The 25,819-nt window shown below is 71.6% G+C and carries 25 protein-coding genes; 11 read left to right on the top strand and 14 right to left on the bottom strand.

Annotation, left to right across the window (positions count from 1 at the left end):
* Position 1 precedes the first annotated feature (1 nt).
* Positions 2-889 (top strand): NAD(P)-dependent oxidoreductase, encoded by an 888-nt coding sequence (locus tag VMD91_18060; protein HTW85981.1) that lies wholly within the window; start codon positions 2-4, stop codon positions 887-889.
* Here VMD91_18060 and glpX read toward each other — a convergent pair.
* Complete coding sequence (gene glpX, locus VMD91_18055; GenBank protein ID HTW85980.1) at positions 877-1,875, bottom strand: class II fructose-bisphosphatase; 999 nt, start codon at positions 1,873-1,875, stop codon at positions 877-879. The genes VMD91_18060 and glpX overlap by 13 nt on opposite strands.
* 76 nt (positions 1,876-1,951) lie before the next feature.
* Between glpX and VMD91_18050 the strand changes: the two genes are divergently transcribed.
* The 3 genes from VMD91_18050 to VMD91_18040 all read left to right on the top strand — a co-directional run bounded on the left by VMD91_18050 (position 1,952) and on the right by VMD91_18040 (position 3,780).
* A complete protein-coding gene (locus VMD91_18050; GenBank protein ID HTW85979.1) occupies positions 1,952-3,106 on the top strand; it encodes a thiolase family protein in 1,155 nt (384 codons plus the stop codon).
* A gap of 116 nt (positions 3,107-3,222) precedes the next feature.
* Complete coding sequence (locus tag VMD91_18045) at positions 3,223-3,381, top strand: hypothetical protein (protein ID HTW85978.1); 159 nt, start codon at positions 3,223-3,225, stop codon at positions 3,379-3,381.
* A gap of 81 nt (positions 3,382-3,462) precedes the next feature.
* The gene (locus VMD91_18040) at positions 3,463-3,780 is read left to right on the top strand and encodes a hypothetical protein (GenBank protein ID HTW85977.1); all 318 of its coding nucleotides are present in this window, start codon (positions 3,463-3,465) and stop codon (positions 3,778-3,780) included.
* Here the strand turns inward: VMD91_18040 and VMD91_18035 are convergent.
* Complete coding sequence (locus VMD91_18035; GenBank protein HTW85976.1) at positions 3,777-4,538, bottom strand: SDR family NAD(P)-dependent oxidoreductase; 762 nt, start codon at positions 4,536-4,538, stop codon at positions 3,777-3,779. The genes VMD91_18040 and VMD91_18035 overlap by 4 nt on opposite strands.
* Positions 4,539-4,640: 102 nt before the next feature.
* On the opposite strand from VMD91_18035, the gene VMD91_18030 reads away from it, so the two are divergent.
* From VMD91_18030 to VMD91_18020, 3 genes are read left to right on the top strand one after another with little or no spacing between them, the layout of a single operon-like run.
* On the top strand, positions 4,641-5,054 hold the full coding sequence (locus VMD91_18030; GenBank protein HTW85975.1) for a hypothetical protein: 414 nt from the start codon (positions 4,641-4,643) through the stop codon (positions 5,052-5,054).
* 8 nt (positions 5,055-5,062) lie between these two features.
* Entirely contained in the window at positions 5,063-7,126 is a 2,064-nt protein-coding gene (locus tag VMD91_18025) for a HAMP domain-containing methyl-accepting chemotaxis protein (protein HTW85974.1), read from the top strand.
* 19 nt (positions 7,127-7,145) lie between these two features.
* Positions 7,146-8,555, top strand: coding sequence for an amidase (locus VMD91_18020; GenBank protein HTW85973.1), 1,410 nt, complete (start codon positions 7,146-7,148; stop codon positions 8,553-8,555).
* 215 nt (positions 8,556-8,770) lie between these two features.
* Here the strand turns inward: VMD91_18020 and VMD91_18015 are convergent, their stop codons facing one another.
* The 7 genes from VMD91_18015 to argF form a co-directional block, all read right to left on the bottom strand.
* Positions 8,771-9,961 carry an aspartate aminotransferase family protein gene (locus VMD91_18015; protein HTW85972.1) on the bottom strand — a complete coding sequence of 397 codons (1,191 nt, stop codon included), beginning with the start codon at positions 9,959-9,961 and terminating at the stop codon, positions 8,771-8,773.
* A 35-nt stretch (positions 9,962-9,996) separates the two neighbouring features.
* Positions 9,997-11,229, bottom strand: a complete 1,233-nt coding sequence (gene argJ / locus VMD91_18010) for a bifunctional glutamate N-acetyltransferase/amino-acid acetyltransferase ArgJ (GenBank protein HTW85971.1) — start codon at positions 11,227-11,229, stop codon at positions 9,997-9,999.
* Entirely contained in the window at positions 11,207-12,187 is a 981-nt protein-coding gene (gene argC, locus VMD91_18005; GenBank protein ID HTW85970.1) for an N-acetyl-gamma-glutamyl-phosphate reductase, read from the bottom strand. Before argC ends, argJ begins: the two co-directional genes overlap by 23 nt.
* 28 nt (positions 12,188-12,215) lie before the next feature.
* The gene (gene argH, locus VMD91_18000; GenBank protein ID HTW85969.1) at positions 12,216-13,610 is read right to left on the bottom strand and encodes an argininosuccinate lyase; all 1,395 of its coding nucleotides are present in this window, start codon (positions 13,608-13,610) and stop codon (positions 12,216-12,218) included.
* Positions 13,611-13,617: 7 nt separating this feature from the next.
* Complete coding sequence (locus VMD91_17995) at positions 13,618-14,850, bottom strand: argininosuccinate synthase (protein HTW85968.1); 1,233 nt, start codon at positions 14,848-14,850, stop codon at positions 13,618-13,620.
* Positions 14,851-14,992: 142 nt separating this feature from the next.
* The gene (locus VMD91_17990) at positions 14,993-15,475 is read right to left on the bottom strand and encodes a hypothetical protein (protein ID HTW85967.1); all 483 of its coding nucleotides are present in this window, start codon (positions 15,473-15,475) and stop codon (positions 14,993-14,995) included.
* The gene (argF, locus tag VMD91_17985; GenBank protein HTW85966.1) at positions 15,472-16,440 is read right to left on the bottom strand and encodes an ornithine carbamoyltransferase; all 969 of its coding nucleotides are present in this window, start codon (positions 16,438-16,440) and stop codon (positions 15,472-15,474) included. The genes VMD91_17990 and argF overlap by 4 nt, the downstream gene beginning before the upstream one ends.
* A 90-nt stretch (positions 16,441-16,530) precedes the next feature.
* Between argF and VMD91_17980 the strand changes: the two genes are divergently transcribed.
* On the top strand, positions 16,531-16,695 hold the full coding sequence (locus tag VMD91_17980; protein HTW85965.1) for a hypothetical protein: 165 nt from the start codon (positions 16,531-16,533) through the stop codon (positions 16,693-16,695).
* A gap of 6 nt (positions 16,696-16,701) precedes the next feature.
* On the opposite strand, the gene VMD91_17975 is transcribed toward VMD91_17980, so the two are convergent.
* The 3 genes from VMD91_17975 to VMD91_17965 form a co-directional block, all read right to left on the bottom strand.
* Positions 16,702-17,169: a GNAT family N-acetyltransferase gene (locus tag VMD91_17975; protein ID HTW85964.1), complete on the bottom strand. Its 468-nt coding sequence runs from the start codon at positions 17,167-17,169 to the stop codon at positions 16,702-16,704.
* Positions 17,170-17,300: 131 nt separating this feature from the next.
* On the bottom strand, positions 17,301-17,963 hold the full coding sequence (locus VMD91_17970) for an acetate uptake transporter (protein ID HTW85963.1): 663 nt from the start codon (positions 17,961-17,963) through the stop codon (positions 17,301-17,303).
* A 161-nt stretch (positions 17,964-18,124) separates the two neighbouring features.
* A complete protein-coding gene (locus VMD91_17965) occupies positions 18,125-19,039 on the bottom strand; it encodes a haloalkane dehalogenase (GenBank protein ID HTW85962.1) in 915 nt (304 codons plus the stop codon).
* Between VMD91_17965 and argB the strand changes: the two genes are divergently transcribed.
* Together argB and VMD91_17955 are read left to right on the top strand one after the other, a co-directional pair.
* Complete coding sequence (gene argB, locus VMD91_17960; GenBank protein ID HTW85961.1) at positions 19,038-19,865, top strand: acetylglutamate kinase; 828 nt, start codon at positions 19,038-19,040, stop codon at positions 19,863-19,865. The genes VMD91_17965 and argB overlap by 2 nt on opposite strands.
* 190 nt (positions 19,866-20,055) lie before the next feature.
* Positions 20,056-21,561, top strand: a complete 1,506-nt coding sequence (locus tag VMD91_17955) for a helix-turn-helix domain-containing protein (GenBank protein HTW85960.1) — start codon at positions 20,056-20,058, stop codon at positions 21,559-21,561.
* A 6-nt stretch (positions 21,562-21,567) separates the two neighbouring features.
* Here VMD91_17955 and VMD91_17950 read toward each other — a convergent pair whose 3' ends face one another.
* Complete coding sequence (locus tag VMD91_17950) at positions 21,568-24,780, bottom strand: hypothetical protein (GenBank protein ID HTW85959.1); 3,213 nt, start codon at positions 24,778-24,780, stop codon at positions 21,568-21,570.
* Between the two features lie 280 nt (positions 24,781-25,060).
* Here VMD91_17950 and VMD91_17945 point away from each other — a divergent pair, with 280 nt between their 5' ends.
* Positions 25,061-25,417 carry a helix-turn-helix domain-containing protein gene (locus tag VMD91_17945; protein HTW85958.1) on the top strand — a complete coding sequence of 119 codons (357 nt, stop codon included), beginning with the start codon at positions 25,061-25,063 and terminating at the stop codon, positions 25,415-25,417.
* 34 nt (positions 25,418-25,451) lie between these two features.
* Here the strand turns inward: VMD91_17945 and VMD91_17940 are convergent, their stop codons facing one another.
* Positions 25,452-25,790: a helix-turn-helix domain-containing protein gene (locus VMD91_17940; GenBank protein HTW85957.1), complete on the bottom strand. Its 339-nt coding sequence runs from the start codon at positions 25,788-25,790 to the stop codon at positions 25,452-25,454.
* Between the last annotated feature and the right edge of the window lie 29 nt (positions 25,791-25,819).

Genomic DNA, 25,819 nt, shown 5'->3' with positions numbered 1-25,819 from the left:
CATGCGAGTGCTCGTTACCGGCGGCCTGGGCTTCATCGGTGCGTGGACGGCGCGCGTCCTGCTGGAGGGCGGGCACGCCGTGCGCGTCTTCGACCTGCACGCCGACCGGGTGCTGTTCGACCAGCTGGTCGGTCCGCGTAGCGGTGAGGTCGAGCTGACGCAGGGCGACATCACCGACGCCGAGGCGGTGAGCCGGGCCGTCGCCGGCTGCGAAGGGGTGGTGCACCTCGCCGCGGTGCTGCTGCCGGTCGCGCGGCAGAACCCGCTGCTCGGCGCGCGCATCAACGTGCTCGGCACGCTGCACGTCTTCGAGGCGGCGAAGCAGCACGGCGTGCGGGGCGTCGCGTACGCGTCGAGCGCGGCCGTGTTCGGCCCCGACGACGGCATCCACCCCGAGCCGCGCACGCAGTACGGCGCCTACAAGCTCTGCAACGAGGGCAACGCGCGCGCGTACTGGGAGGACGCCGGCATTCGCAGCATCGGCTTGCGGCCCTCGACGGTCTACGGTCCGGGCCGCTCGCAGGGGCTGACCGCCGACCCGACGCTCGCGATGCGCGCCGCCGCCGAGGGAACGCCCTTCACCATCCGCTTCACCGGCTCGACCGGGATGGATTACGCGCGCGACGTCGGCACGATCTTCGCGCGCTCCGCGACCGAAACGCCTGACGGCGCCCTCGCCTTCAGCCTACAAGGGCAGCTCGCCAGCATGGTCGACGTCCTGCACGCGATCAAGACCGTCGTCCCCGACGCGCAGGTGGACGCCGAGGGGCCCGAGCTGATGTTCGCGGCGCAGGTCGACGAGTCGCCGCTGCACCGCGCGCTGCCCGACCTCGCGCGCACCTCGTTGCTCGAAGGTACGCGCGAGACGATCGCCTTCTACCGGCGCTGAGCGCTGGCGGCCGCGATGGTCGCGTCGACCTGCGCGTCGCGCGGCCGCAAGTCGTGGCGGGCGTCGACCGTACGCACGGACCGCGTGTAGGTCGAGATGACGATCGACTGGGTGAACGCCGAGCCGCGGCGATAGCGCACGCCGTCGAGGAACTCGCCGTCAGTGACGCCGGTCGCGGCGAAGATCGCGTCGGGCGACGCGCACAGGTCGTCGAGGGTCAGCTTCTTGCCGATCGTCAGCCCTTCCCCATGCGCGATCTGCTCGTCGCGCTCGTCGCGCGCCCACAGCCGGCCCTGCATCTCGCCGCCCAGCGCGCGCACCGCGCAGGCCGAGATGACGCCTTCGGGCGAGCCGCCGATCCCGGCCAGCATGTCGACGCGCGCGCGGTCTTCGAGCACGGCGTAGACCGCGTTGGCGACGTCGCCGTCGCCGAACACGCGCACGCGCGCGCCGGCGGCGCGGACGGCTTTCATCAAATGCTCGTTGCGCGGACGCTCGAGCAGCGCCACGATCAGGTCGGAGACTTCGCGCCCGCGCGCCGCCGCCAGCCGGCGCAGGTTCTCTTCGAGCGGCGCCTCGATGTCGACGACCCCGCGCCCGGCCGGGCCGGTGACCAGCTTCTCCATGTACGGGACGCGGGTGCGGAAGAGCGTGTTGCGCGGGGCGGCGGCGATCACCGAGATCGCGCCCGGGCCGCCGCGCGAGGCCAGCGTCGTGCCGTCGATCGGATCGACCGCGATGTCGAACGAGGGGCCCTCGCCCGTCCCCACGGCCTCGCCGTGGTAGAGCATCGGGGCCTCGTCCTTCTCGCCTTCGCCGATGACGACGACGCCGGCGAAGCGGGCGTCGCGCAGCGCCGTCCGCATCGCCTCGACGGCCGCGCCGTCCACCGCGTTCTTGTCACCCAGGCCGACCAACCGGCCTGATGCGATCGCCGCAGCCTCAGTAGCCCGAACGAAGGAGTACTCGAGCGCGTGAATCTCCATTGAACCGCCTATTTCCAGCTGCCCGCTTGCTCGAAACCTGCCGGAAACCGGAGGGAGGTACCGAAACCGCGGCGTGATGCGTGAAGCGGTGATCGTCGAAGCGCTGCGGACTCCGATCGGTCGACGCGGCGGAAATCTTGCCGCGTGGCACCCGGTCGACCTGCTGGCGTTCGTCTTGCAACGAGTGGTATACCAAGCCGGCGTGGACCCCGCGCGGATCGACGACGTGATCGCCGGCTGCGTCAGCCAGGTCGGCGAGCAGAGCGTCAACGTCGCGCGCAATGCCGTGCTGGCGGCGGGTTTCCCGGACTCGGTCCCCGGCACGACGATCGACCGGCAGTGCGGTTCGAGCCAGCAGGCCGTGCACTTCGCCGCGCAGGGCGTGATGAGCGGGACCTACGACCTCGCGATCGCCTGCGGCGTCGAGGTGATGAGTCGCGTGCCCCTGGGCAGCTCCACGGAAGGGCCGGGGCACCCGTATGGCCCGGGGATCGCGCGCCGCTACGAGGGCGGTCTGGTCCACCAGGGGATCAGCGCCGAGCTGGTCGCGCAGCGGTGGGGGTTCAGCCGCGGGGAGCTGGACGCGTACAGCCTGGAGAGCCACCGGCGCGCCGCTCGCGCGCAGGACGAAGGGCGCTTCGCGCGCGAGATCGTCCCGGTGCCGCTCGAGGACGGGCGGACCCTCGCCGCCGACGAGGGCATCCGGCGCGACACGGATCTGGCGAAGCTCGGCGCGCTTCGGGCCGCGTTCCGCCCCGACGGCGGCGTCGTGACCGCCGGCAACGCCTCGCAGATCAGCGACGGCGCGGCGGCGATCCTGATCGCCGGCGCGGACACCGCTGCGGCCTTGGGTTTGCCGGTGCGCGCCCGCTTGCGCGCGTTCGCGGTCTGCGGCGACGACCCGATCGCGATGCTGACGGCGACGATCCCGGCCACCCGGCAGATCCTCGGGCGGACCGGCTTGCACGTCGAGGACGTCGATCTCTTCGAGGTCAGCGAGGCGTTCGCGAGCCCGGTGCTGGCGTGGCAGCGCGAGCTGAGCATTCCGCTCGAACGGACCAACGTCAACGGCGGCGCGATCGCGCTCGGCCATCCGGTCGGTGCGTCCGGCGCGCGGCTGATGACCACGCTGCTGCACGAGTTGGAGCGGACCGGCGGCCGCTTCGGGCTGCAGACGATGTGCGAGGGGGGCGGCATGGCCAACGCCACCCTGCTCGAGCGCGCCGCATAGCCGCCAGGCCGACCCAGCGGCCGGGTGCCTCTCGACCGCGTTGATGCGGTCTGCTACCTTCTCGGAAGGTTCCGTCCCGAGGAGGCTCTATGCCGCCCCCGCTCTCAGCGCGTTCCGTGTTAGACGCGCTGCATACCGCACTTGATCCGCTCCGCGACGCGTTTATCGACGGTGGCGAAGATCCGCGCATCGCGGCGGCACTCGCCGAGTTGCTCGCACTGCGCGACGCGATCGTGCTGGGTGAGGCCATCGAGATCGTGCACGAGTCCACCTAGCGTATTCTCATCGACGTTTCACGACGGCGCGCGAACGACGGGCGTTGGATGGGCAAAACATCCTCGTCTGGAGGAACTCGCATGAACCGTCGTCTCCCGCTCGTCGCTCTCACCGGTCTCCTCGCAAGCGCGACCACGCTCGGACTCCTGCAGAAGCCTGCGACGGCCGACGCCGCGACCTACTTCTCGCTCAACGTCGGTACGCCGGGCGTCGGGATCCACATCGACAACTACCGCTACTGGCACGATCCCGCGTATCGTGCGTGGTGGGTCGCGCGCTATCCGGCGCCGGTGTATCCGTACGGTTACTACGCGCCCGCACCGGTGTATTACGGACATCCGTATTACCACCCGTACTACCACCGCTACGCTCGCGGCGGCTGGGGCTACCGCCGCTAGCGCGGCGGCAAACGCAGCGCGCCGTCCAGTCGAATCGTTTCGCCGTTGAGATAGGAGTTCTCGCAGCACGCGAGCACGAGCTGCGCGAACTCCTCGGCGGTTCCCAGTCGCTTGGGAAACGGGATCGACGCGCCCAGCGACGTCTGGACGTCGGGCGGCAGCTGCCCGAGCAGCGGCGTCTGGAACAAGCCCGGCGCGATCGTCATCACGCGAATCCCGAACTGCGCCAGCTCGCGCGCCAGCGGGAGCGTCAGCGCCGCGATGCCGCCCTTGGAAGCGGAATACGCGGCTTGTCCGATCTGACCGTCGAACGCCGCGACCGACGCGGTCGAGACGACGACGCCGCGTTCGCCGTCGGCCAGCGGCTCGAGCGTGCTCATCGCCGCGCTCGCCAGCCGGGTCACGTTGAACGTGCCGATCAAGTTGACCCGGATGACGCGTTCGAAGTCCTCGAGTGGCATCGGTCCGTCGCGTCCGATCATCCGCCGGGCGGTGCCGATTCCGGCACAATTGACGAGGATGCGGACCGGCCCGTGGTGCGTCTGAGCTAGATCCAGTGCGGCTGCGACCTCGGTCGGGCTGGCCACGTCGCACTTCGCGGCGACGCCGCCGATCTCGCGGGCGACCTCCTGCGCGCGGTCGAACGCGACGTCGAGCACGGTCACCTTCGCGCCGCGCGCGGCCAAGAGCCGCGCCGTTGCGGCGCCCAGACCCGATGCGCCGCCAGTAACGAGAGCCGGTTGCCGAGAAATGTTCATTTTACGTAACATTTCTCTGGCTCATACCTTTTTCATCTCATCCAACCACCATGTCCGTGACGTTCCATGCATGAGCTCATGCAATCCAGGAGGGAAGCATCCATGACGTCTTCACACCGCGCGACGCTCGGCGCCGCACTGCTCGCCATGTGCGCGGCCTCGGCGCCCGCGATCGCCGCCGACGCACCGGCACCGGTCACGTTCAAGCTCAACGCGATGAACGGCTCGAGCGAATCGGGCACCGCGACGCTCACGCCCGACGGCGACAAGACCGTCGTCGTGCTCAAGCTGACCGGCGCGCCGGACGCCAAGCAGCCCGCGCATTTCCATACGGGAACGTGCAGCAACTACGGTCCGCGGCCGCTCTATCCGCTCGAACCCGTCGAGAAGGGCTACTCGAAGACGACGCTCGACGAGCCGATCGGGAAGCTCACCGACGGCAGCCTGGTCATCAACGTGCACCACTCGCTCGACGACATCGCGACGATCGCGAGTTGCGGGCTCGCCAAAGGATAGGAGCACCCGTGCGCGCGCGCTTTCCCGTCGGTGCCAAGATCGCCCTGGCCTCGCTGATCGCCATCGTCCTGATGGTCGTGGTGGCGGTCGTCACCCAGCGAGGCATCGTGGCGATGGTCGCGGCGACGGCGCGCGCGCAGGCGCTCGAAGCCGTCGCGACCGACATCCGTAACGTCGTGACGGCGGGCCTGGCCGAACAGAGCGCCGTCCGTGCGCTGATCGCCACGGGTGACGCGCAGTACATCGACCAAGTCGCTGCCGAGCAGCGCGACCTGCGGGCGAAGCTGGCCGTGCTGCACGACAGCGACCATACGAGCGCGGTGCCAGATACCAGCCTCGAGCAGATCGACGTCTTCGAGCAGCAAATCGAAGACGGCATCGCCGGTCTGGACAAGACCTACGCACAGCGCGTCGCGTCGATTCGCGCGGGTCGCCGGCAGGAAGCCGTCGACGGCCTGCGCCACGCCAAGGCGACGTTCAGCGAGGTCCGGGGCGAAGCCGAGAAGCTCTACGCCTACGTCGCCGGTGGGGCCGCCACGGCCAACGCCGAGGCCGTCGCCGACGAACGTGCCGTCATGTGGACGCTCATCCTGAGCACGCTGGGGGCGGTGCTGGCGTTCGGGCTGGGCGCGTTCATCGTCGGCCGTTCCGTGGCGGTGCGCTTGGGCCGGGTGACCGGCGCGCTCGGACGCGTCGCCAATGACGACGTCGAGCGGCTGGTGCGCGCCTTCGACGCGCTGGCCGGCGGCGATCTCACCGTCCGGTACGCGACCGAACGGCGGCCGATCGAGAACACCTCCTCCGACGAGATCGGGATCCTGTTCGGCAGCTACGGCGACCTCGTCGCCGGCTTGCAAGCGATCTCGCACGCCTTCGACGCGATGGTCGAAGGACTGCAGCACGTCGTGCACCGGATCGCGATCGTCTCGACCGAGGTCGCGACCGAGAGCGACGCGGTGGCGGCCAGCACGAGTGAATCGGCCAGCGCCGGCCGGCAGATCTTGACCGCGGTGCGCGACGCGACGGCCGCCTCGGCCGGACACGCCGAGCAGCTCAGCGAGGCGCACGTGCAGACCGCCGGCCTCGCCGACGGCGCGGCCGCGATCGCCGCCGCGTCGCGCCGCCAGGCCCAAGCGGCCGCCGACGGTGCCCGCGGCGTCACCTCGCTGGACGCCGAGATCGCCGCCTTCGACGCCCTCGGCTCGCAGCTGGCCGCCGCCGCGGCCGACGCGCGAGCGCAAGCCGAGCACGGCGATGCCGCGGTCGAGCGCGCCGTCTCCGCCATGACCGCGATCGGAACGCTGAGCGCCGAAGCCGCCGAGGTCGTCGACGCGCTCGAGCAGCGTTCGACGACCATCCTGCAGGTCGTCTCGCTGATCGAGGAGCTGGCCGATCAAACGAACCTGCTCGCGCTCAACGCCGCGATCGAAGCGGCCCGCGCCGGCGAACACGGCCGCGGCTTCGCCGTCGTCGCATCGGAAGTGCGTGCGCTCGCCGAGCGTTCGCGCGGCGCGACCCGCGAGATCGAGGCCAGCTTGGCCGCGACCCGCAGCGACGCCGCCCGTGCGGCCGGCGCGATGCGCGAAGCCGCCGCCGCGACCGCCAGCGGCACCGATCTCGCCCGCAGCGCGGCCGACGCGCTGGGCGGCATTCGGCGGGCGATCGACGGGACCGCGGCGGTGGCCGGCGACGTCGCCGTGCGCGCGGGGCACATGCGCCGCACCTCGGGCGAGTTGGCGAACCGGATCGCGGCACTCGACGACGACGCGCAACGCAACGCCGCGCATGCCGACGAGCAGCAGCGGACCAGCGGTCACATCGCGAGCTTCTTGACGGCGATCGCGAGCGAGGCGAGCCGCTCGCTGGCGGCGATGGAGCAGATCAGCGCGGCGACCGAGCAGATCGTCAGCGAGCTCGCGCACGTCGACGGCTCGACCCGCGCGACGCGCGAGCGCGCCCGCTCGCTGGAGCAATTGCTCGAAGGCTTCAAGACGCCGGAATCGCAGGGCGCGCGGCCCGCGCTGCGCGGGCCCGCGCGGCTGGTCGTGATGGACGGCGGGCACGCGGCCTGAGGAGCACGAACGGGCGGGGGTGGACGAACTCTGCTTCCTCCCGGCCACCGAGCTGGCGCGCCGGCTGCGCGCGAAAGAGCTTTCGGCGCGCGAGCTGATGCGGGCACATCTCGCGCAGATCGAGCGCGAGAACCCACGCCTCAACGCGATCGTCACGCTCGACGCCGAGGGCGCGCTGGCCGCGGCGCAACGCGCCGACGACGCGCTGGCGCGTGGCGCCCAGCCGGGGCCCTTGCACGGCTTGCCGGTCGCGCACAAGGACACCGTGCTCACGCGCGGGATGCGCACGACCTTCGGCTCGCCGATCTTGGCAGACTTCGTCCCCGACGTCGACGCGCTGCTGGTGCAGCGCCAACGCGCCGCCGGCGCGATCGCGGTGGGCAAGACCAACGTGCCGGAGTTCGCCGCCGGCTCGCAGACGTTCAACCCGGTGTTCGGCGCGACGCGCAACCCGTACGACCTCGGCAAGACGTGCGGTGGAAGCAGCGGCGGTGCCGCGGTCGCGCTGGCGACCGGCATGGTCGCGCTGGCCGACGGCAGTGACCTGGGCGGCTCGCTGCGCAATCCGGCCAACTTCTGCAACGTCGTCGGCCTGCGGCCGTCGCTCGGGCGCGTCCCGCAGTGGCCGGCCGAGAACGGCTGGCTGCCGATCGCGGTGTCGGGGCCGATGGGACGCACCGTCGGCGACGTCGCGCTGCTGCTCAGCGTGCTGGCCGGACCCGACGCGCGCGATCCGTTCGCGCTCGACGACGATCCGCGCACGTTTCGCGACCCGCTCGACCTCGACGTGCGCGGAACGCGCGTCGCGTGGAGTCCGACGCTGGGCGGATTGCCGGTCGAGCCGGCGGTTCGCGTCGTGCTCGACGCGCAACGGGCGGTCTTCGATCGATTGGGCTGCGTCCTCGACGCGGCGGAGCCCGATCTGTCGGCCGCCGACGAGGTGTTCTTCGTGCTCCGCGCGCTCCTGTTCGCCGGCTTGCGGCCGCTGATCGCCGGTCACGAGTCGCTGGTGAAGGAAACCGTGCGCTGGAACGTCGACGCCGGCTTGGCGCTGACCGGCGCGCAGGTCGCGGCGGCCGACGTCGCGCGGACCAAGGTGTTCGCGCAGATGCACGCGTTCTTCGAGCGCTACGACGTGCTGGCCGCGCCGGTCAACCAGGTCTCGCCGTTTCCGATCGACGTCCCGTATCCGACCGAGATCGACGGCGTGCAGATGGAGACGTACGTCGACTGGATGCGTTCGTGCTCGCGCATCACCGTCACCGGCCACCCGGCGATCTCGGTTCCGGCCGGCTTCACCGCCGAGGGATTGCCGGTCGGCATCCAACTGATCGGCCGGCACCGCGGCGAGGCCGCGCTCCTGCGGGTGGCGGCCGCCTTCGAGGCCGCTACCCGGGTCGGCGAGCGGCGTCCGGCCTTGGCCTTGTAGGCCCCCGGCCGCGCTCAGATTCCCCCGAGCGAATCGTTACCGAGCCTTCATCGAACTCGCGAACCTTTTCAGCCGCCGTGCCGTAACAGAGTACAGAAGCTCTTCTCCAACGATCCACCCACCCGCCGGCTCCACCGGGCGTCGCAAGTGGTGGACGAGGCCGCCAAGGCGTGAGGCGGCCAAAGTGGCTCCGCTCCGCGGAGCACCTCGAACCCTTACGGCCGAGAGAGAACCGCGGTGATCGTCGCGCGAAGGCGCTGGATGGCGTCACGGACTTCGTCGGTCGTGATGATGAGCGGGGGGACGAAGCGCAGGGTGTTGCGGCCGGCGGCGTTGATGAACAGGTTTTGATCGAGCGCGGCGGTGACGAAGGCGCCGGCGGCGTGCGGTTCGCGGACCGGCAGCCCGAGCATGAGGCCGATGCCGCGCGGCGGTTCGAACACGGCGGGGAAGTCGTTCGCGATCGCGGCCAGCTCGTCGCGCAGCAGCGCGCCGACGGCGACGACGTGGGCGTCGAGGTCGAGCACGTCGCGGATCGCCAGGTGCTCGAGCGCGGCGGCTGCGGGGACGCACGAGCCGCCGAAGGTGGTGCCGTGGTCGCCGGGCTGTAACGACGTGGCGGCCGGGCCGCGCACGATCAGCGCGCCGATCGGCAGGCCGTTGGCGAGCGACTTCGCCAGCGTGAACGCGTCGGGCGTGACCTCGTAGAGCTGGTGCGCGAACAAGCGGCCGAGCCGGCCCATCCCGCATTGCACCTCGTCGAAGATCAACAGCGCGCCGCGCTCGTCGCACAAGCGCCGCGCCGCTTGGAGATACTCGCGCGTCGCGGGCACGACGCCGCTCTCGCCTTGCACCGGTTCGACCAAGAAACACGCCGTCGTCTCGTCGATCGCCGCGTCGAGTGCCGCGATGTCGTTGAACGGAACGTGCGCGAAGCCGCGCGGCAGCGGCTGGAAGCCTTCGTGGTACCTCGGGTTGTCCGTCGCGGCCAGCGCGCCGAACGTGCGGCCGTGGAACGCGCCGCGCGCGGCCAAGACGACGTTGCGGTTCGGCCGGCCGCTCCGATACGCGTGCTTGCGGGCCAGCTTGATCGCGGCTTCGTTCGCCTCGGCGCCGCTGTTGCAGAAGAAGACCGTGTCGAAACCCGACAGCTCGGCGAGCCGATCCGCCAGCGTCCCGGCCGGCTCGTGGTGGACGAGGTTGGAGACGTGCACCAGCGTCGCGGCCTGTTCGGCGATCGCGCGCGCGATGCGCGGGTGCGCGTGGCCGAGCGCGCACACGGCGATCCCCGCCACCATGTCGAGGTAGGCGTTGCCCGACTCGTCGAACAGCCAGCACCCCTCGCCGCGCACGATGTTCAGCTCGAGCCGGCCATAGTTCGCCATCAAATGCGGATGCCGCGTCACAATGCGCGCCCCACGTGATGCTTGCAGCATGGTGATCAAGTCCGGTAGTGGGCGTTGATGCGGACGTAGTCGCCGGTCAGGTCGCAGCCCCAGCCGGTCGCGGTGGCGTCGCCGATGCCGAGGTCGAGCCGTACGTCGACCGACGAGTCCTCGAGCACGGCGTGGGCTTCGGCTTCGCTCATCGCTTCGATCGCGCCGCGCTCGACCCAGGTGTGGCCGCCCAGGTAGAGCGACCAGGTGGTGGGGTCCATCCCCGCGCCGACGCTGCCGGCGGCCGCGATGACGCGGCCCCAGTTCGGATCCTCGCCGTAGAGCGCCGTCTTGACCAGGCTCGAGTTGACGACCGCGCGCGCGATCGTGCGCGCCTGCTTCTCGTCGCGTGCGCCGGTGACGCGGAACGTCAGCAGCTTGGTCGCGCCTTCGCCGTCGCGCACCATCGCGACCGCCAGGTCGCGGCAGAGCGCCGTCAGCGCGGTGCGCAGCCCCGGCGACGCCGGTTCGGTGCCGGGCTTCGCACAGCAGTACACCGCGTCGTTGGTCGACATGTCGCCGTCGACCGAGATCATGTTGAACGTGCCGTCGGCCGCCTCGCGCAGCGCTTCGGTCAGCCCGTCGCGCGAGACTTCGGCGTCGGTGACCAGGAACGCCAACATCGTCGCCATGTTGGGGGCGATCATCCCCGAGCCTTTGGCGATGCCGCCGATCGCGTAGCGCCGCCCGTTCTCGTGCCAGGCGTAGCCGGCGAGCTTGGGGACGTGGTCGGTCGTCATGATCGCCTCGGCCGCTTCGTTGGCCGCTTCGGGACCGGTTTCGAGCTGCTTGACCGCGCGGTCGAGCCCCTTCGCGAGCCGGTCCATCGGCAGCGTGACGCCGATGACGCCGGTCGAGGCGACGACGATCTGGGTCGGGCGCACGCCCAGCAGCGTCGCCGCGTGGCGCGCCGTCGTCTGCGCGTCGCGCAAGCCGCGCTCGCCGGTGCACGCGTTGGCGCAGCCGGCGTTGGCGACGATCGCCGCGATCTGGTCGCCGTCGGCCTCCAGGTTCGCGCTGGTCGCGAGCAGCGGCGCCGCCTTGATCTCGTTGGTCGTGATCACTTGCGCGCACACGTGCGGCCCCGGCAGCGCGATCAGCGCCAGGTCCGTCTTGCGTTTCTTGATCCCGGCGTGCACGCCGGCCATCCGCACGCCGGGGACCGCGCCCAGGCCGCCGCGGACTTTGACCAGGCGAATGTTTTCCGTCGCGCCGTCAGTTGGCGTGGGTGCGAGCATCGAGGCCGAGCTCCTCCGGATGACCGAGCATGATGTTCATGTTCTGCACGGCTTGCCCCGCCGCGCCTTTGCCCAGGTTGTCGAGCGCCGAGAGCACCTGGACGACCCCTTCGCGCTGCGCGACCGCGATGTGCGCGTCGTTGGTTCCTTCGAGCGCCGGCAGATACGGCGCGCGAAGGTCGTGGAACACCGTCACGAACGGGTTGGCGGCGTAGAAGCGGTGATAGAGCGCCAACACCTCGTCGCGCTCGATCGGGGCGCGGGGCACGAGGTAGACGTCGGCCAGGATGCCGCGCGGCAGCGGCACCACGTGCGGTGAGAAAACGATCGGCGCGCCGATGCCGACCGCGCGCGCTTCCTGCACGATCTCGGGGCCGTGGCGATGGCCGTCCAGGCCGTAGGCGCGCACGTCGCCGTAGACTTCGGCGAACATCGACGCGACCGCGGGCGTGCGGCCGGCGCCGGTGATGCCGCTCTTGGCGTCGATGACGACGCCGGCGATGCGGTCGGCGAGCGGACCCAACGGAACCAGCGCCAACAGCGAGGCCGTGACGTAGCAGCCGGGGTTGGCGATCAGTCGCGCGCCGGCGATCTGGTCGCGGTACCGCTCGGGGAAACCGAAGACGGCCTCGCCGGCGTGTGCCTCGAGCCGGAAGGCGTCGGAGAGATCGATGACGCGCGCGGCCTTGGCCAGCAGTTGCGGCGCCAGCTCGCGCGCCTGCTCGCGTCCGGCGGCGATGAAGACGACGTCGTCCTCGCGCACGCGGGCCAGCACCGTCCCGCTCTCCTCGAACGCGACGTGCACGTGCGGCAGCCACGGGAACACGTCGGCCACGGCGACGCCGGGGCTGGAACGGCTCTCCAGCACGCCCAGCGCGACGGACGGGTGCCGGTCGATCAGGCGGATCAGCTCGGCGGCGGCGTAGCCGCTGGCACCGACGACGTGGGCGGTGATCATGGCGTGCGGGTCTCCCTCGTTCCTTCGCTCACCGGGTCGTCTCCAACTGCGCGGCCAGCGTCTCGATCGCCGCGCGGGTCTGACCGATGGCGGTCGCGACCGCGTCGGGGTTGGTCGAGCCCGGTGTGTGCTTGGCGAGCACGGATGCGGCCGCGTCGAGCGGCGCGTCGGGGACCCCAAGCGCGTGCGCGTCGCTGAGGTCGAGCGCGCGGCCTTCCGTCTCGGCGCGCACGACCCGTTCGCCGACCGCGCGATGCGCCTCGCGCGCGGTCGCGCCGGCCAGGATCACCGCGTCGGCCAGATCGGTCGCGACCGTATAACCGTCGGCGGCATGCGCGCCGGTGACCGTTTCGTTGAAGTGCACGTGCCCGAACGCGCGGCGGAACGCGTCGAGCGCGGCCAACGCGTTCTCGGTCCCGCTGATGACTTGCGCCTTGGTCTCCTGCAAGTCGCGGTGGTAGGAGAGCGCGATCCCGTTGACCGACGCCAACGCGCCGGCGTAGACGCCGATCGCGCGTGCGCCCGCCGCGCGGCAGAGCTCGAACGGATCGGGGTTGCGCTTCTGCGGCATCAAGCTCGAACCGGTCGAGGCGGCGTCGTCGAGCCGAACGTACCCGAAAGCCGGCGTGGCCCACAGCACCAGCTCTTCGCTCGGGCGCGCGGCGGCGACGGCCGCGCGCACCGCGGCGTGCAGCAGGTCGAGCGCGACGTCCCGGTCGCCGACGCTGTCGAGCGCGTTGCGGCTGGGGCCGGCGAAGCCCAGCTCGAGCGCCGCGGCGGCGCGGTCCAGCGGCAGCGAGCTGCCGGCCAGCGCCGCGCTGCCGAGCGGGCAGAACCGCGACGCATCGAGCGCGACGCGCGCGAACCGCTCGGCCGCGCGCACGAAACCCTGCGCCGCCGCGTCGAGCCAGAACGCGAGCAGGACCGGCTGCGCCGGCTGCCAGTGCGTCGTCGCCGCGAGCAGCGCGCGCCGTTCGAGCGCGCTCTGCGCGCGGTCCTCGCACAACGCGGCGACGTCGAGCGCCAAACGCGCGCCCTGCGTCGCACGGTCGCGCGCGTAGAGCAGCAGCGTCGTCGCGACCTGATCGTTGCGCGAGCGGCCGGCGTGCAGCCGTTCGCCGGCCGGCCCGGCGTGCTCGCGCACCCGTGCGTCGATCGCGCCGTGGACGTCCTCGAAGGCGTGCGTCGTCGCCCAGGCGGCGAACGAGCCGTCGGCGATCTCGCCGGCGACGGTCTCGAGCGCGGCGCGCAGCGCGGTCGCGTCGTCGGGCGCGAGGACGCGGCGCAGCGCCGTCACGTGCGCGAGCGAACAGCGCACGTCGAACGGCGCGAGCACCAGATCGTCCTCGAGCGAGGAGCCGAAGGCGAGCAGCGCCGCGTCGGGAGCCGACGCGAACCGCCCGCCCCACTGCAGCGAGCTCATGACGCGGTCAGACCGTCTGCGGGGTGGCGCGTTCGGCGGCCTGCGCGGCCTTGGCGGCGCCGGCCGCGACCGGCAAGCCGTGGATCTCGATGAAGCCGCCGGCCGCGTCGTGCCTGAAGCGGTCGCCGGCGCCGTAGGTCGCCAGCGACTCGTCGTAGAGCGCGTACGGCGAACGCGAACCGGTCACGATCGCGCGGCCGCGCAGCAGCTTCACCCGCGTCTCGCCGCTCAGCCGCTCGGCGATCTTGGCGTTGAACGCGTCGAGCGCGTCGCGCAGCGGCGAGGACCATAGCGCGTCGTAGATCAGCTCGCCGTACTTCTGGTCGAGCGCGGCCTTGAGGCGCAGCTCGTCGCGCGTGAGCACCAGCCGTTCGAGCGCTTTGTGCGCCTCGATCAGCGTGACGCTGCCGGGACACTCGTAGACCTCGCGCGACTTGAGCCCGACGACGCGGTCCTCGATCAGGTCGATGCGGCCGACGGCGTTCTTCCCGGCCAGCTTGTTGAGCTCGAACACCATCTCGGCGCCGGTCGCACCGTCGATCGACGGCAGGCCGCGCTCCCAGGCGATGACGACCTCGCTGCCCTCGGCCGGCGCGTCGTGCGGCGCGACCGTCCAGGCGTAGGCGTCGTCGGGCGGCGCGTTCCACGGGTTCTCGAGCACGCCGGCTTCGATCGAGCGACCCCACAGGTTGGCGTCGACGGAGTAGGGCTTGGCCTGCGTGTGCGCGATCGGCACGCCGTGCTTCTCGGCGTAGGCGATCGCGTCGGGGCGCGAGAGCGGATGGTCGCGCAGCGGCGCGAGCGTGCGCAGGTGCGGCGCCTTGGCGCGCACGCCGACCTCGATGCGCACTTGGTCGTTGCCCTTGCCGGTGCAGCCGTGGGCGACCGCGTCGGCGCCGTACTCGGCGGCGGTCTCGACCAACAGGTCGGCGATGAGCGGCCGCGAGAGCGCCGCGCTGAGCGGATAGACGCCTTCGTAGAGCGCGTTGGCGGCCAGCGCCTTGTACGCGTACTCGTCGATGAACCGTTCGCGCGCGTCGATCAGCACCGCGTCGGACGCGCCCAGCTGCAGGGCCTTGCGGCGGACCGCCAGCAGCGCGTCCTGCGACCCTTCGCCGGCCACCATGTCGGACTCGCCCAAATTGAGCGTCATCGCCACGACTTCATGACCCTGCTCGATGAACTGCTTGAGCAAAACAGACGTGTCGAGGCCACCAGAGTACGCGAGAACGATTTTCATTTTAACGGCGCTCCGCCCCAGGCTCCGCGCCCCCCACGCGAAGCGTGGGGCCCCCGAAGCCGAGCTCGCAACGAGATTCGTTCGCAGCGCGATTCTGCTGCGCTCGCTCTATCACCGTGGTCATGTTCCTAACTACCTTTTCCTATTGGGAGGAGCGCATGTCTTCGAAGCGCTGGCGGATCATGGGCGTCTTCTCGAGCGACTCGACGATGACGAGCACCGTGTCGTCGCCGCCGATGGTGCCGAGGATCTCGGGCCAGTCGGCGGCGTCGATCGCGGCCGCCAGCATCATGGCCGTCCCCGGATGGGCGCGCAAGACGATCTGGTTGACCGCCGAGCGCACGCCGATCACGACGTCGGCGACGACGCGGTGCAAGCGCGAGCTGAAGGCCGGACCGACGGTCGGCTCGATGTACTTGAAGGCGCCGCCGTTGCCGCCCTTGAGCGGCACCTTGAGCAGACCCAGCTCCTTGATGTCGCGCGAGACGGTCGCTTGCGTGACCTCGTAGCCCTGCTGCTCGAGCAGCGTCGCGAGCTCATCCTGCGAGCGGACGGGCCGCGCGGCGATCAGCGAGAGGATCGCGCGTTGGCGCTTGGTCTTCGGTTGCAGCGGGGATTCGGTCATTCGCTCAGCCCACGGAGATCGGTGAGGAGGGCCAGCAGCAGCGCCTTTTGCGCGTGCAGCCGGTTTTCGGCTTGATCGAACACGACGCTGTGCGGGCCGTCGATCACGTCGGCCGTCACCTCTTCCCCGCGGTGCGCCGGTAAGCAGTGCATGAACAGCGCGTGCGGCGCGGCCGCTTCCATCAGCGCGGCGTTGACCTGGTAGGGCCGCAGCGCGGCTTGGTTCCGTTCGACGAACTGCTCGTCGCCCATCGAGGTCCACACGTCGGTGTAGACGACGTCGACGTCCCGCACCGCGCGCAGCGGCGAGGTGAAGGCGCGCGCGGTCACGTTGTGCGCGGCCCCGAGCTTCACCAACCGGCCGAGCAGCGCGTCGGAGGGACGGTGGGTCGGCGGCGCGGCGAAGGTGATCGACATCCCGCACATCGCGGCGGCTTCGGTCAGCGAGACGGCGACGTTGTTGCGCGCGTCGCCGACGAACGCTAGCCGCAAACCGGCCAGCGTCCCGAAGCGCTCGCGGATCGTCAGCAGGTCGGCGAAGGCCTGACAGGGGTGCGCCGCTTCGGAAAGGGCGTTGATCGTCGGCACGGTGGCGGCGCCGGCGAAGCGGACCAGCGGTTCGTGCGCGTGGGTGCGATAGATGATGGCGTCGCCGTAGCGCGAAAGCACGCGCCCGGCGTCCTCGGGCGACTCACGGGTCCCGATGCCGAAATCGCCGCCGGTCGCGGCCACGGCGTGGCCGCCCAGCTGCGTCATCCCCGCCTCGAACGAGACGCGCGTGCGCAGCGAGGGCTTCTCGAAGAGCATGACCAGCGTCTTGCCGCGCAGCAGGGTGAGCTGCTCGCGGCCCCGGGCCTTGAGGTTCTGGGCGAGCGCCAGCAGGCTGGCGAGCTCGTCCCCGTCCAGGTCGGTGACGGTGAGGACGTTCCGCCCACGCAGCCGCCCGGCCGCCGGAAGCGTAACCATGTGCATGATTATACATCACCTGCATAATTATGCAATAGCCAGGCCCGGCCGGAGGGCTGCGATCGGGGTTGCCCGGGTATGCATGGAAGCATGCTCGTTACCATACTCGTCATTCTCGTGGTCCTGTGGCTGGTCGGCGGCCTGGTGCCGGTCAACGCGGGTCGCCCGTACTACACGCCGGTCTCGTGGGGCGGCGGCGGCGTCGGGCTGCTCATCGTCATCCTCCTGGTGCTCGCGATCATCGGCGTCATCTGAGCCGGCTCACGACGTGCATAGCCGCATCGCCGGCTCGTCGATGAACCCCAGCCGCTCGTAGAGGGGGCGGGCCAGGGGCGAGGGGTGGAGGATCGTCTTGCGGACCCCGCGGACGGTGACGGCGTCGACGACGGCGTGCACGAGTTGCGCCGCCCACCCCTCGCCGCGGTGACCGGGCGCGACGTAGACGCCCGCGATCTCGGCGTGCAGGGTGCCGTCCGGATACGGCAGCCGCTCGAAGAAGATCGCGCAGGCCGAGCCGACGATCTCCTCGCCGTCGCACAGCACGAACGCGACCAGGCGATCGTCGAGCATGAGCCGGGTGAAGTCGGACTGCGCGTCGCGCGCGAAGTCGCCGGCATGCGCGTCGTCGAGCCGCCCCAGCTCCCGCAGGCTCGCCGCGCGCAGCCGCGCCAGCGCCGCCGCGTCAAAAGAAAAAGCGCGCCGAATGCGGCGCGCCCGTCGTTCTTCCACCGGATCCGTCCGTCACATGACGAGCGGACCCGGTGCGAATCGCACGGGCGCGGTCGTGGGCGGTCGGCTCGGTCGTCGAACGGACATTGAGGTTCAACGTATAGCCCGAACCGACCGCCGCTGTCAAGCGTCTAGTGGCGCCCGATCGCGCCGAGCGGAAACACCTCGCGGCACCACTGGCTGTTGATGACGACGGCACCGCCGGAATAGAAGGCCAACAGCGCCGCGGCGATCAGAAACCAGCCGCCGATCTGGCCGACGACCGGCGCCGCACCGACGTCGGTCGCGGCGACCAGCGCGTAGCCGGGGACCAGCGCCAGCACGGTCAGGAAGTATGCGACGTTGGTGCGCAGCGCCGCGATCGCGAGCGAGAGCGCGATGTAGGCGAAGCAGAACAAGCCCATACCGAGCAGCGTCGTCGACTCGGTGCCGGTGGGGATCACGCCGGCCTGCTGCATCCACGCGTACGAGGCGACGATGACGTTGCCCATTCCGAACGAGCAGAAAGCCGTTGCGCCGAACGTGCTGCCGCGCGAGAGCGCGAACAAGCCGCCGATGAATTGTCCGACGCCGGCGAAGAACAGCAAGGCCGGAACGACGGCCATCATACCGGTCGCCGCCGGCATCAGGCCGCTGAGCAGCAGCGCGACCAAGAAGGTGCCGGTCGCGAAGCCGAACAGTGCCATCGGCGCCGACTCGGCGAGTGTCGCTTGGTGCACGGCTTCGATCGTGCGCATCTCGGGCAACGAGCGATCGGTTTCGACCAAGCCGGCGTTGGTCCAAAGTGCGTGCAAGTGTTCGTCGCTGCCGGGCTCTCGTTGAAGCAGGCCCGGAGCGGCCGGGCGATCATGGGTGTTCACGTGAGAAAAACCTCCGCTCACGTTTGTACCCGCGCCATCGCATGCGCGACCCGCTTGCGCTGCACGCGCAGCTCGCGGAGCGGCGCGCGACACGCTCACGCGCCGGACGTGCGAAACGCTGCCAGCGCGGCGCGTGCGACCGGCTCGCCCCACTCCTGGATGAAGTGACCGGCGTCGGGAAAGACGACCGGCGGTGGCGCGTCGCGGATGACCGACTGCAGCGAGAGCATCGCCGGCTCGCCCAGCACGGGATCTTTCCCGCCGGCGGCGAGGAACGTCGCGCCGCGCCACTGCGTGCGCCACCAGTCGCGCGCCTCGCGAGCGATCGCGGTGCCGTCCATCTCGGGCGTCACCGGCACCAGATCGGGGAACGCGCGCACCCCGGCCTTGTAGCGCGCGTCGGGAAACGGCGCGCCGTACGCCGCCGCTTCGGCGTCGCGCAAGATCGGAGTCGAACGGCGCAGCAGCGCGGCGACGTCCATGTCGGGATGGCTGTTGCTGTAGTCTTTCCACGCGAAGAAGCCCTCGCGAATCGGCACGTCGCCGGTGGCGAGCAGCGTGTTCATCGCGATCACGCGCGCGAAGCGGTCCGGCTGCGCCGGGGGCAACGTCAAGCCGAGCAGGCCGCCCCAGTCCTGACAGACCAGCGTCACGCCGCGCAGATCGAGCCGCTCGACGAAACGCAGCAGCGCGTCGCGGTGAAAGTCGAACGTGTAGACCCGTTCGTCGGTCGGTTTGTCGGAGCGGCCGAAACCGTACAGGTCGGGCGCGATCACCCGCGCGCCCTCGGCCAGGAAGACCGCGAACATCCTCCGGTAGAGGAAGCTCCAGGTCGGATTCCCGTGCAGGCACAGGAAGACGTGCGCGGCGCCGGGCGGCCCGGCGTCGACGTACGTCAGCCGCAGGCCCTCGTAACCGGGCAGGTCGTCGACGGCCAGCGGCGCGTACGCGAAATCCGGGACCGCGGCGAATGCCGGCTCGGGCGTCCGCAGAGAATCGATCCTCGCCATGCAGGACCCTACCACACCGATCACCGAGCGTCCCGTGGTGCTGATCGTCCTCAAATACGGCGGAAACGCGATGGCGGCCGAAGGCGCGCCCGACCCGGTGCTCGACGAGGTCGCGGCGCTGGCCGCGCGCGGTGACCGCGTCGTCCTCGTCCACGGCGGCGGGCCGCAGATCGACGCCGAGCTGCGCGCGAAGGCGATCGACGAGCCGCGTGTCGCCGGCCTGCGGGTGACGGGTCGCGCCGCGCGCGACGTGGTGGAGTACGTGCTGTGCGGCGCGGTCAACAAGGCGCTCGTGCGCGCGCTGGCGCGGCGCGGCGCGCGCACCGTCGGGATCTCCGGCGAGGACGGTGGGCTGCTCGTGGCGCGCCGGGCCGGCGCGATCGACGGCGTCGACCTGGGCTACGTCGGCGAGATCGAGCGGGTCGAGCCGAGCGCGATCCGGGTCCTACTCGATGCCGGCTTCGTGGCGGTGGTGGCACCGCTGGCGCTCGACCGCACCGACGGCGCCGCGCTCAACTGCAACGCCGACACGGCGGCCGGCGCGATCGCCGGCGCGCTCGCCGCCGACGCCTACGTCGTCATCACCAACGTCGCCGGCGTGCGCCGCGACCTGGCTGATCCGAGCTCCGTCATCCCGCGGCTGTCGGCCGATCAGGCCGAGGCCTTCCTCGTCGACGGAACCTTCAGCGACGGCATGATTCCCAAGATGGCGGCGGCGATTCGCGCCGTGCGCGGCGGTGCGCGCCGCGCCGTGGTGGCCGGCGCCGGACCGGGCGCGATCCTCGCGGCACTCGCGGGCCAAGGGACCGAACTGACCGGGACGTGAGGAATCGACCGATGGACAATCGCGGTACTCCATTGGGACGAACGGAATCCGCAGCAGGGTGGCGAACTCCGCCGTAACGACGGTGCGGGGGCCGTCGGTGTGCTGTTCCTCCGCCTTTCCGGGTGTGGGACCGATGCTTTCCGAACGAATTCGATCCGAGCGTCTGGGACGGGTGGCGTTCTCCGACGCGATGCGAGCCTGGTTTGCCGGCGACTTCGCCGAGTGTCTCGCCCTGTGCGGACGCGTTCGCGCCGACGCGCCCGACGATCGGGCGCAACTCGCGCTCTTGCGCGCTCGCGCGATGCTGCGCATCGGGCGCCCCGACGAGGCGATCGTCGAGCTCGAGCGCACCTTCGTCGCGGCGGCCGGCGGACTCGACACCTCGTTGACCGCCCGCATGCTGCTGGGCACGGCCTACGTCCGCCGCGGCGAGCTGCAGCGCGGGATCGATCTGTTGCTCACGGCGCAAGCCGATGCCGCGCGCGCGCACCCGACGGTGCGCTCCGAGATCGCGCTCAACCTCGCACTGGGCTACTACGGGGAACGTGCGCTCGACGACGCCGACCGCGCGCTCGACGCGGTCTTGCCGGACGCCGACATCGTCTACGCGCGCGCGCTCGAGTACCGCGGCTGGGTCGCGGTCGCCCGCGCCGACTACGTCGCCGCGACCGAGGCGTTCACCGCCGCGCTGGTCACGCTCGACGGCTGCCGCCACCACGACCGCTTCATGGAAGCGATGGCGCTCGAAGCGTTGGCGACGTTGGCCGCGGAGCGCCTCGACGCCGACGCTTGGGCGATGGTCGAACGGCGGGTAGCGCGCTTCGATTGGTCCGCCAGCGGTCTCTCGCACTCGCGCTACTTGGTCGCGTATCACGCGTCGCTGATGGACGAAGCGCGCGGGCGCGTCGGCGACGCGTTGGCCTGGACGGCGCACGCCGACGAGGCGGCGCCGACGCCGGCGACGCGCCTGGCGGCGCAGTGCCGCCGGGCGGAGATCTTCCGCGCCGCCGGCGAGCGCTACGCGCACGCCGACCTCGTCAGCCGGGTGCGCGTCGCCGCCGATGCGATCGCCGACGAGTCGGTGGGCGGTCACGAGCGCAACGCGTTCCTCGCCTTGGCGACGGAGCTGGCCGCGTCGGGCGACGTGCTGCGCGCCAGCGCGGTGCTCAAGCGTCATCGGCGGCTGCGCGGTCCCTCGGCGATGTCCTCGCTGATGAACGATCCGCGCGACGAAGCCGCGATCGCCGACGCCGAGTCGGTCGTCGCGCACGCGGCCGGCGACCTCATCCAGGCGCGCGAGCGCGCCCAGCGCGCCTTCGAGCTGTATCGCCGCATCGGCTACGAGCGGCGCGCGCTGGTGGCCGCGACGCGGCTGCACGAGCTGACCGGGCAGACCTCGCTGCGCGAGTACGTCGACGGCGTTTTGCGCAAGGTCGCCGCCTCTTCGCCGCTGCGCACCATCGCGCCGGCCGTCGATCCGGGCGATGCCGACCCGATCGTCAGCGAGCTCTCGCCGACCGAACGCGCCGTGCTCGTGCTGCTGTGCGAAGGGATGTCGACCGCCGCGATCGCGGCCGCGCGCAACCGTTCGAAGCAGACCATCCGCAACACGGTCTCGCGCATCCTGATGACGTTCGGCTTGCCCGATCGTCAGGCGCTGCTGCGCGAGTGCGTGCGGCGCGGCCTGGTCCTCTAGCTCCCGCTAGTCGTCGTCCTCGTCGCCGCGGCGCGCGTGCTCGTCGGCGTTGGGGTCGGGCTTCGCGGGAACCGGCAGTGCGCGCAAGTCGAGCGTGAGGTGGCCGGCGGCGCGCAGGGCGGCGTCGAGCGGGACGACGTCGGCGGCGAGGAACGCGCGGTACCGGTCGAGCGCCGCGGCACCTTCGCGACGTAGCGCGGCCGCTTCGGTGATCTCGGCTTGCGTCGGCGTTCCCGGGCCCAGGTCGCTCAAGAACGTCAGCACGCGCTCGCGCAAGAGGTCTTCGAGGAAGTCGTCGTCCTGATCGTTGACCGGGTGCGAGGTGATCGTCGCCTCCAGGCGCGCCGCGTCGTCGCGCGTGCGGCGCGCGCGCTCGGCCAGCGCGCCGTCGAGCGACGGCAGCGCGCCGGCGGTCTGCAGGCGCACGTTGTCGAGCGCGTTGAGCGCGTCGTCGAGCGCCGAGAGCTCGGCGGTGACGGCGGCGACGAAGGCGTGACCGCGGCGCGCCTGGTCGGCGGGCACGTCGCTGGTGACGCGGATCGTCTGCGTGTAGGTGCGCCCGTCGCGGTGCAAGCGCACCGTGTAGACGCCGGCCAGCACGGCCGGTCCGCCGTCGGGGCCGCGGTCCCACGCGGCGACGCGGCGCCACGGCGTCGGCGGCGTCTCGGTGAGGTCCCACGCGACGCGATTCAGGCCGGCGGCGTTCGGCACGTTGGGGACCGCGTCGCCGTCTTCGTCGTGCGTGCCGGCGAAACGGCGCACCAGACGTCCCGACGCGTCGAGGACGTCGATGCTCGGTTCGCCGCGTGCAGGGCTGCGCTGCCAGAACGAGATGCTCGCCGCGGGCGGATCCGTCCCCGCGGCGGCCACGTCGGTCGTCGGGGTCTCCCTTCCGTACGCGTGCGCGGCACGCGGCGCGAACAGAGAGACGCCCGCCCGGCGCGCCGCCGCCAGCCTGCGGATCGGGGTGAGATCGTCGAGCACGTACAGTCCGCGGCCGTGGGTGGCGGCGATCAGGTCGCCGGCCACCGGCTGCACCGTCAGGTCGCGCACGGCCACCGGCGGGAGCGGGGCGGGGAACGGCTCCCAGTGCTCGCCGCGATCCAGGCTCAACCACACACCGTGGTCCGTCCCGGCGTACAGGACGTCCGGATCGGCCGGATCTTCGCGCACGACGTCGACCATGTCGGCCGGGAGGCCGTGCACGACCCGGCGCCAGGTGCGCCCGTAGTCGGTCGTCACCTCGACGTCGGGCGTGCGGTCACCCACGAAGTGACGGTCGATCGCGACGTAGGCCGTCCCGGCCGCCGCGTGCGAAGCCTCGATCGCGTCGATGCGCGCATCGGCCGTCACGCCCGCCGGCGTGACGTTCGTCCAGTGCGCGCCGCCGTCACGCGTGAGCTGGACCACGCCGTCGTCGGTGCTCGCCCACAGCTCGCCGCGCGCGCGTGGCGAGGGTGCCAGCGCGAGGATCGTGTCGAAGGTCTCCGCCCCGGTGACGTCGAGGGTGATCGGGCCGCCGGAGAGCGTTTGGCGGACCTTGACGTTCTGGGTGAGATCGGGGCTGATCGGCGTCCAGTGCGCGCCGGCGTCCGCGCTGCGGAAGACGACGTCGCCCGCGGTGTAGACGACGTGCGGCGCGAACGGATCGAACGCGATCGGCGTCTCCCAGTTGAAGCGCCAGCGCAGCTGCGCGGGCGCGACGACGTTCTGGTCGCGCAAATACGGCGAGACGTCGACCACCTCGTTGGTGCGGCGGTCGGTGCGGAAGATCTCGCCGGCGTTGTCGCCGCCGCCGTCGGCCGCGTAGACCGTCCGCGCGTCGCGTGGATCGGGGACGACCCACGTTCCGTCGCCGCCCGAGAGGCGACTCCAGTCGCGCGCCAAGATGCCACGCGCGTCGCCGGTGCGCGAGGGGCCGCACCAGCTGCCGTTGTCCTGCAGTCCACCGCAGATGCGGTACGGCTCGCCGCGATCGGTCGCGACGTGATAGAACTGCTCGATCGGGAGCGTGCGATGCCACTGCCAGCTCGCGCCGCCGTCGCGCGAGGTGCCGACGCCGCCGTCGTTGCCTTCGAGGATCGTCTTGCCGTCGGCCGAGATCCACAGGTCGTGATGGTCGCCGTGCAGCCCGCGCCCGGTGCGGTGCCAGGTCAGGCCGCCGTTGGTGCTCTCGGCCAGCAGCACCGAGACGGAGAAGAGGTGGTCGGCGTCGTGCGGATCGACGACCAACCGCGTGTAGTAGAAGGGGCGCTCGTCGATCAAGGTGTTGGACGAGGTCTTCTTCCAGGTTTCGCCGCCGTCGTCCGAACGCCAGAGCAGCCCCTGGGTGGACTCGATGAGCGCATACACGCGTTGCGCGTCGCTGGGCGCGTACGCGAGCGCGATGCGTCCCAGCGGGCCGTCCGGCAAGCCCTGTGCGCGCAGCGGCGCCCAGGTCGCGCCGCCGTCGGTCGAGCGATAGATGCCGTCACCGGCACCACCGCTGGTCAAATGCCAGCTCGAGCGGCCGAACCGCCACATCGCGGCGAGCAGCACGTCGGGGTGCTTCGGATCGCGCGCGACGTCGGCCGCGCCCACACCGTCGTCGACGAACAGCGTCTTCGTCCACGTCGCGCCGCCGTCGGTGCTGCGGAAGATGCCGCGCTCGGGGTTGGGCCGAAACGGGTCGCCCAGCGCGGCGACGACGAGCTGCCGCGGGTCGCGCGGATCGATCAGGATGCGCGCGATCTGCGAGGTGCGCTCGAGACCGCGCCGCGTCCAGGTCTTGCCGCCGTCGCTCGAGTGATAGATGCCGTCGCCGGCCAGCACGTCGTTGCGCGGCCAGGCCTCGCCGGTGCCGACCCAAACGTCCTTCGGGTCGCCGGGCGCGATCGCGATCGCGCCGATCGACTGCGAGCCGGCGGCGTCGAAGACGGGTTGCCACGCCGCGCCGCCGTCGGTCGACTTCCACACGCCGCCGCCGGCGGCGCCCGCGAAGAACAGCGCCGGATCGGCGTCGGTGCCGGCGACCGTCGCGACGCGGCCGCCCGCGACCGCCGGGCCGAGGCTGCGCCAGCGCAGGGTGGGACCCGGGGTCGGGCTGGCCGACGGCGTCGGGCTGGGCGCCGGAGCCGGCGTCGCCGGGCGGGCGGGCAGGTCGGCCTGGGCCGGTCGCGTGGCGACGAGCGTCAGCGTCGCGACGAGAACGGCGAGCGATGAACGCGCGCGTGCGGGCATGGCCCGCAAGCTACGCGAGAGGTGCCGGGGGTTCCGTCAGCCGCCGTGCACGAAGCTGACCCACCGACCTCGCCCGTGTCCGCTGCGGGTGCAAGAGCACGGTCGAGGCGGGGTGATGCGGGTCCCGGCGAGCCGGAACGTGCACCCGGTCGGGGTGTGGAGCGACCAGGCGTGGAGGCACTCCGGGCACCCGGCGGGACTGTGCATCACGATACTCGTAGCATACTAGGCCGGGAAGCGCAATACCACACTTCGCGAGGCGGTTCGTATACTTCCCGGCGTGTCGGAGACCTTCGGCGAGCGCTTGCGCTCGCTGCGCGAGCGACGGCGCCTCACGCCGAGCGCGACGGCGCATGCCGTCGGTATCACCGAGGGCGCGATCCGGCAGATGGAGTCGGGTCAAACCAAGAGCGCGAGCTTCGTCGTCGGCCTCAAGCTGGCGGCGCTGTTCGGCGTGACGCCCTGGTTCCTCGCGACCGGGAAGGACGGGCCGCCCGACGACGTCGCGCACGCCGCCGACGCCTCGCTGGTCACGCTGGTCGAGCAGCTGACGCTGCAGGTCCATCAGCTGGACCGCCGCATGCGCGCGCTCGAAGGCGGCACGCGCACCGCGCGCCGCCGCAAAGCCGACAGCTAACGCGGCTTGCGCTTCGCGAGCCTGCGCGTTCGGGCTACGCCCCAGCCGCGGACGTGGAGACCGCCCAGTCCTGCAGCTGCGCGAGGATGGGCAGCAGCTGCGCGCAGCGCGGGCTGGGGCGGTATTCGACGCGCGGCGGCACTTCGGCATAGACCGTCCGCTCGACCAGGCCGTCGGCCTCGAGCTCGCGCAGCGCCTTGGTGAGCACCTTCTGCGAGACGCCGTGCACTTGGCGCTGGAGCTCGCGGAAGCGCACGACTTCCTGATCCGCCAGCACCAGCAGGATCTGCAGCTTCCACTTGTCGGCGAGCTGGGCGATGGCGCGCTCGACGGGGCAATCCCCCGCCGGGCGCGTCGCCAACGCGGTCGGCATCATTCCCCCGCGAAGACCTCGCCCCGTGG

The organism is Candidatus Sulfotelmatobacter sp. (assembly GCA_035504415.1).
Lineage (GTDB): Bacteria > Vulcanimicrobiota > Vulcanimicrobiia > Vulcanimicrobiales > Vulcanimicrobiaceae > Vulcanimicrobium.
The sequence above is the reverse complement of the archived record's forward strand: the minus strand, read 5'-3'. Positions and strand labels throughout refer to the sequence as shown.

Excerpts from the sequence above, each read along its gene's own strand:
- argC (HTW85970.1), bottom strand. The coding sequence starts at position 12,187 with ATGATCACCGCCCACGTCGTCGGTGCCAGCGGCTACGCCGCCGCCGAG.
- VMD91_17955 (HTW85960.1), top strand. The coding sequence starts at position 20,056 with ATGCGAGCCTGGTTTGCCGGCGACTTCGCCGAGTGTCTCGCCCTGTGC.
- glpX (HTW85980.1), bottom strand. The coding sequence starts at position 1,875 with ATGGAGATTCACGCGCTCGAGTACTCCTTCGTTCGGGCTACTGAGGCT.
- VMD91_17980 (HTW85965.1), top strand. The coding sequence starts at position 16,531 with ATGCTCGTTACCATACTCGTCATTCTCGTGGTCCTGTGGCTGGTCGGC.
- argF (HTW85966.1), bottom strand. The coding sequence starts at position 16,440 with ATGGTTACGCTTCCGGCGGCCGGGCGGCTGCGTGGGCGGAACGTCCTC.
- VMD91_17995 (HTW85968.1), bottom strand. The coding sequence starts at position 14,850 with ATGAAAATCGTTCTCGCGTACTCTGGTGGCCTCGACACGTCTGTTTTG.
- VMD91_17965 (HTW85962.1), bottom strand. The coding sequence starts at position 19,039 with ATGGCGAGGATCGATTCTCTGCGGACGCCCGAGCCGGCATTCGCCGCG.
- VMD91_18035 (HTW85976.1), bottom strand. The coding sequence starts at position 4,538 with ATGAACATTTCTCGGCAACCGGCTCTCGTTACTGGCGGCGCATCGGGT.
- argJ (HTW85971.1), bottom strand. The coding sequence starts at position 11,229 with ATGCTCGCACCCACGCCAACTGACGGCGCGACGGAAAACATTCGCCTG.
- VMD91_18060 (HTW85981.1), top strand. The coding sequence starts at position 2 with ATGCGAGTGCTCGTTACCGGCGGCCTGGGCTTCATCGGTGCGTGGACG.
- argH (HTW85969.1), bottom strand. The coding sequence starts at position 13,610 with ATGAGCTCGCTGCAGTGGGGCGGGCGGTTCGCGTCGGCTCCCGACGCG.
- VMD91_18040 (HTW85977.1), top strand. The coding sequence starts at position 3,463 with ATGAACCGTCGTCTCCCGCTCGTCGCTCTCACCGGTCTCCTCGCAAGC.
- argB (HTW85961.1), top strand. The coding sequence starts at position 19,038 with ATGCAGGACCCTACCACACCGATCACCGAGCGTCCCGTGGTGCTGATC.
- VMD91_17940 (HTW85957.1), bottom strand. The coding sequence starts at position 25,790 with ATGCCGACCGCGTTGGCGACGCGCCCGGCGGGGGATTGCCCCGTCGAG.
- VMD91_18050 (HTW85979.1), top strand. The coding sequence starts at position 1,952 with ATGCGTGAAGCGGTGATCGTCGAAGCGCTGCGGACTCCGATCGGTCGA.
- VMD91_17950 (HTW85959.1), bottom strand. The coding sequence starts at position 24,780 with ATGCCCGCACGCGCGCGTTCATCGCTCGCCGTTCTCGTCGCGACGCTG.
- VMD91_17990 (HTW85967.1), bottom strand. The coding sequence starts at position 15,475 with ATGACCGAATCCCCGCTGCAACCGAAGACCAAGCGCCAACGCGCGATC.
- VMD91_18030 (HTW85975.1), top strand. The coding sequence starts at position 4,641 with ATGACGTCTTCACACCGCGCGACGCTCGGCGCCGCACTGCTCGCCATG.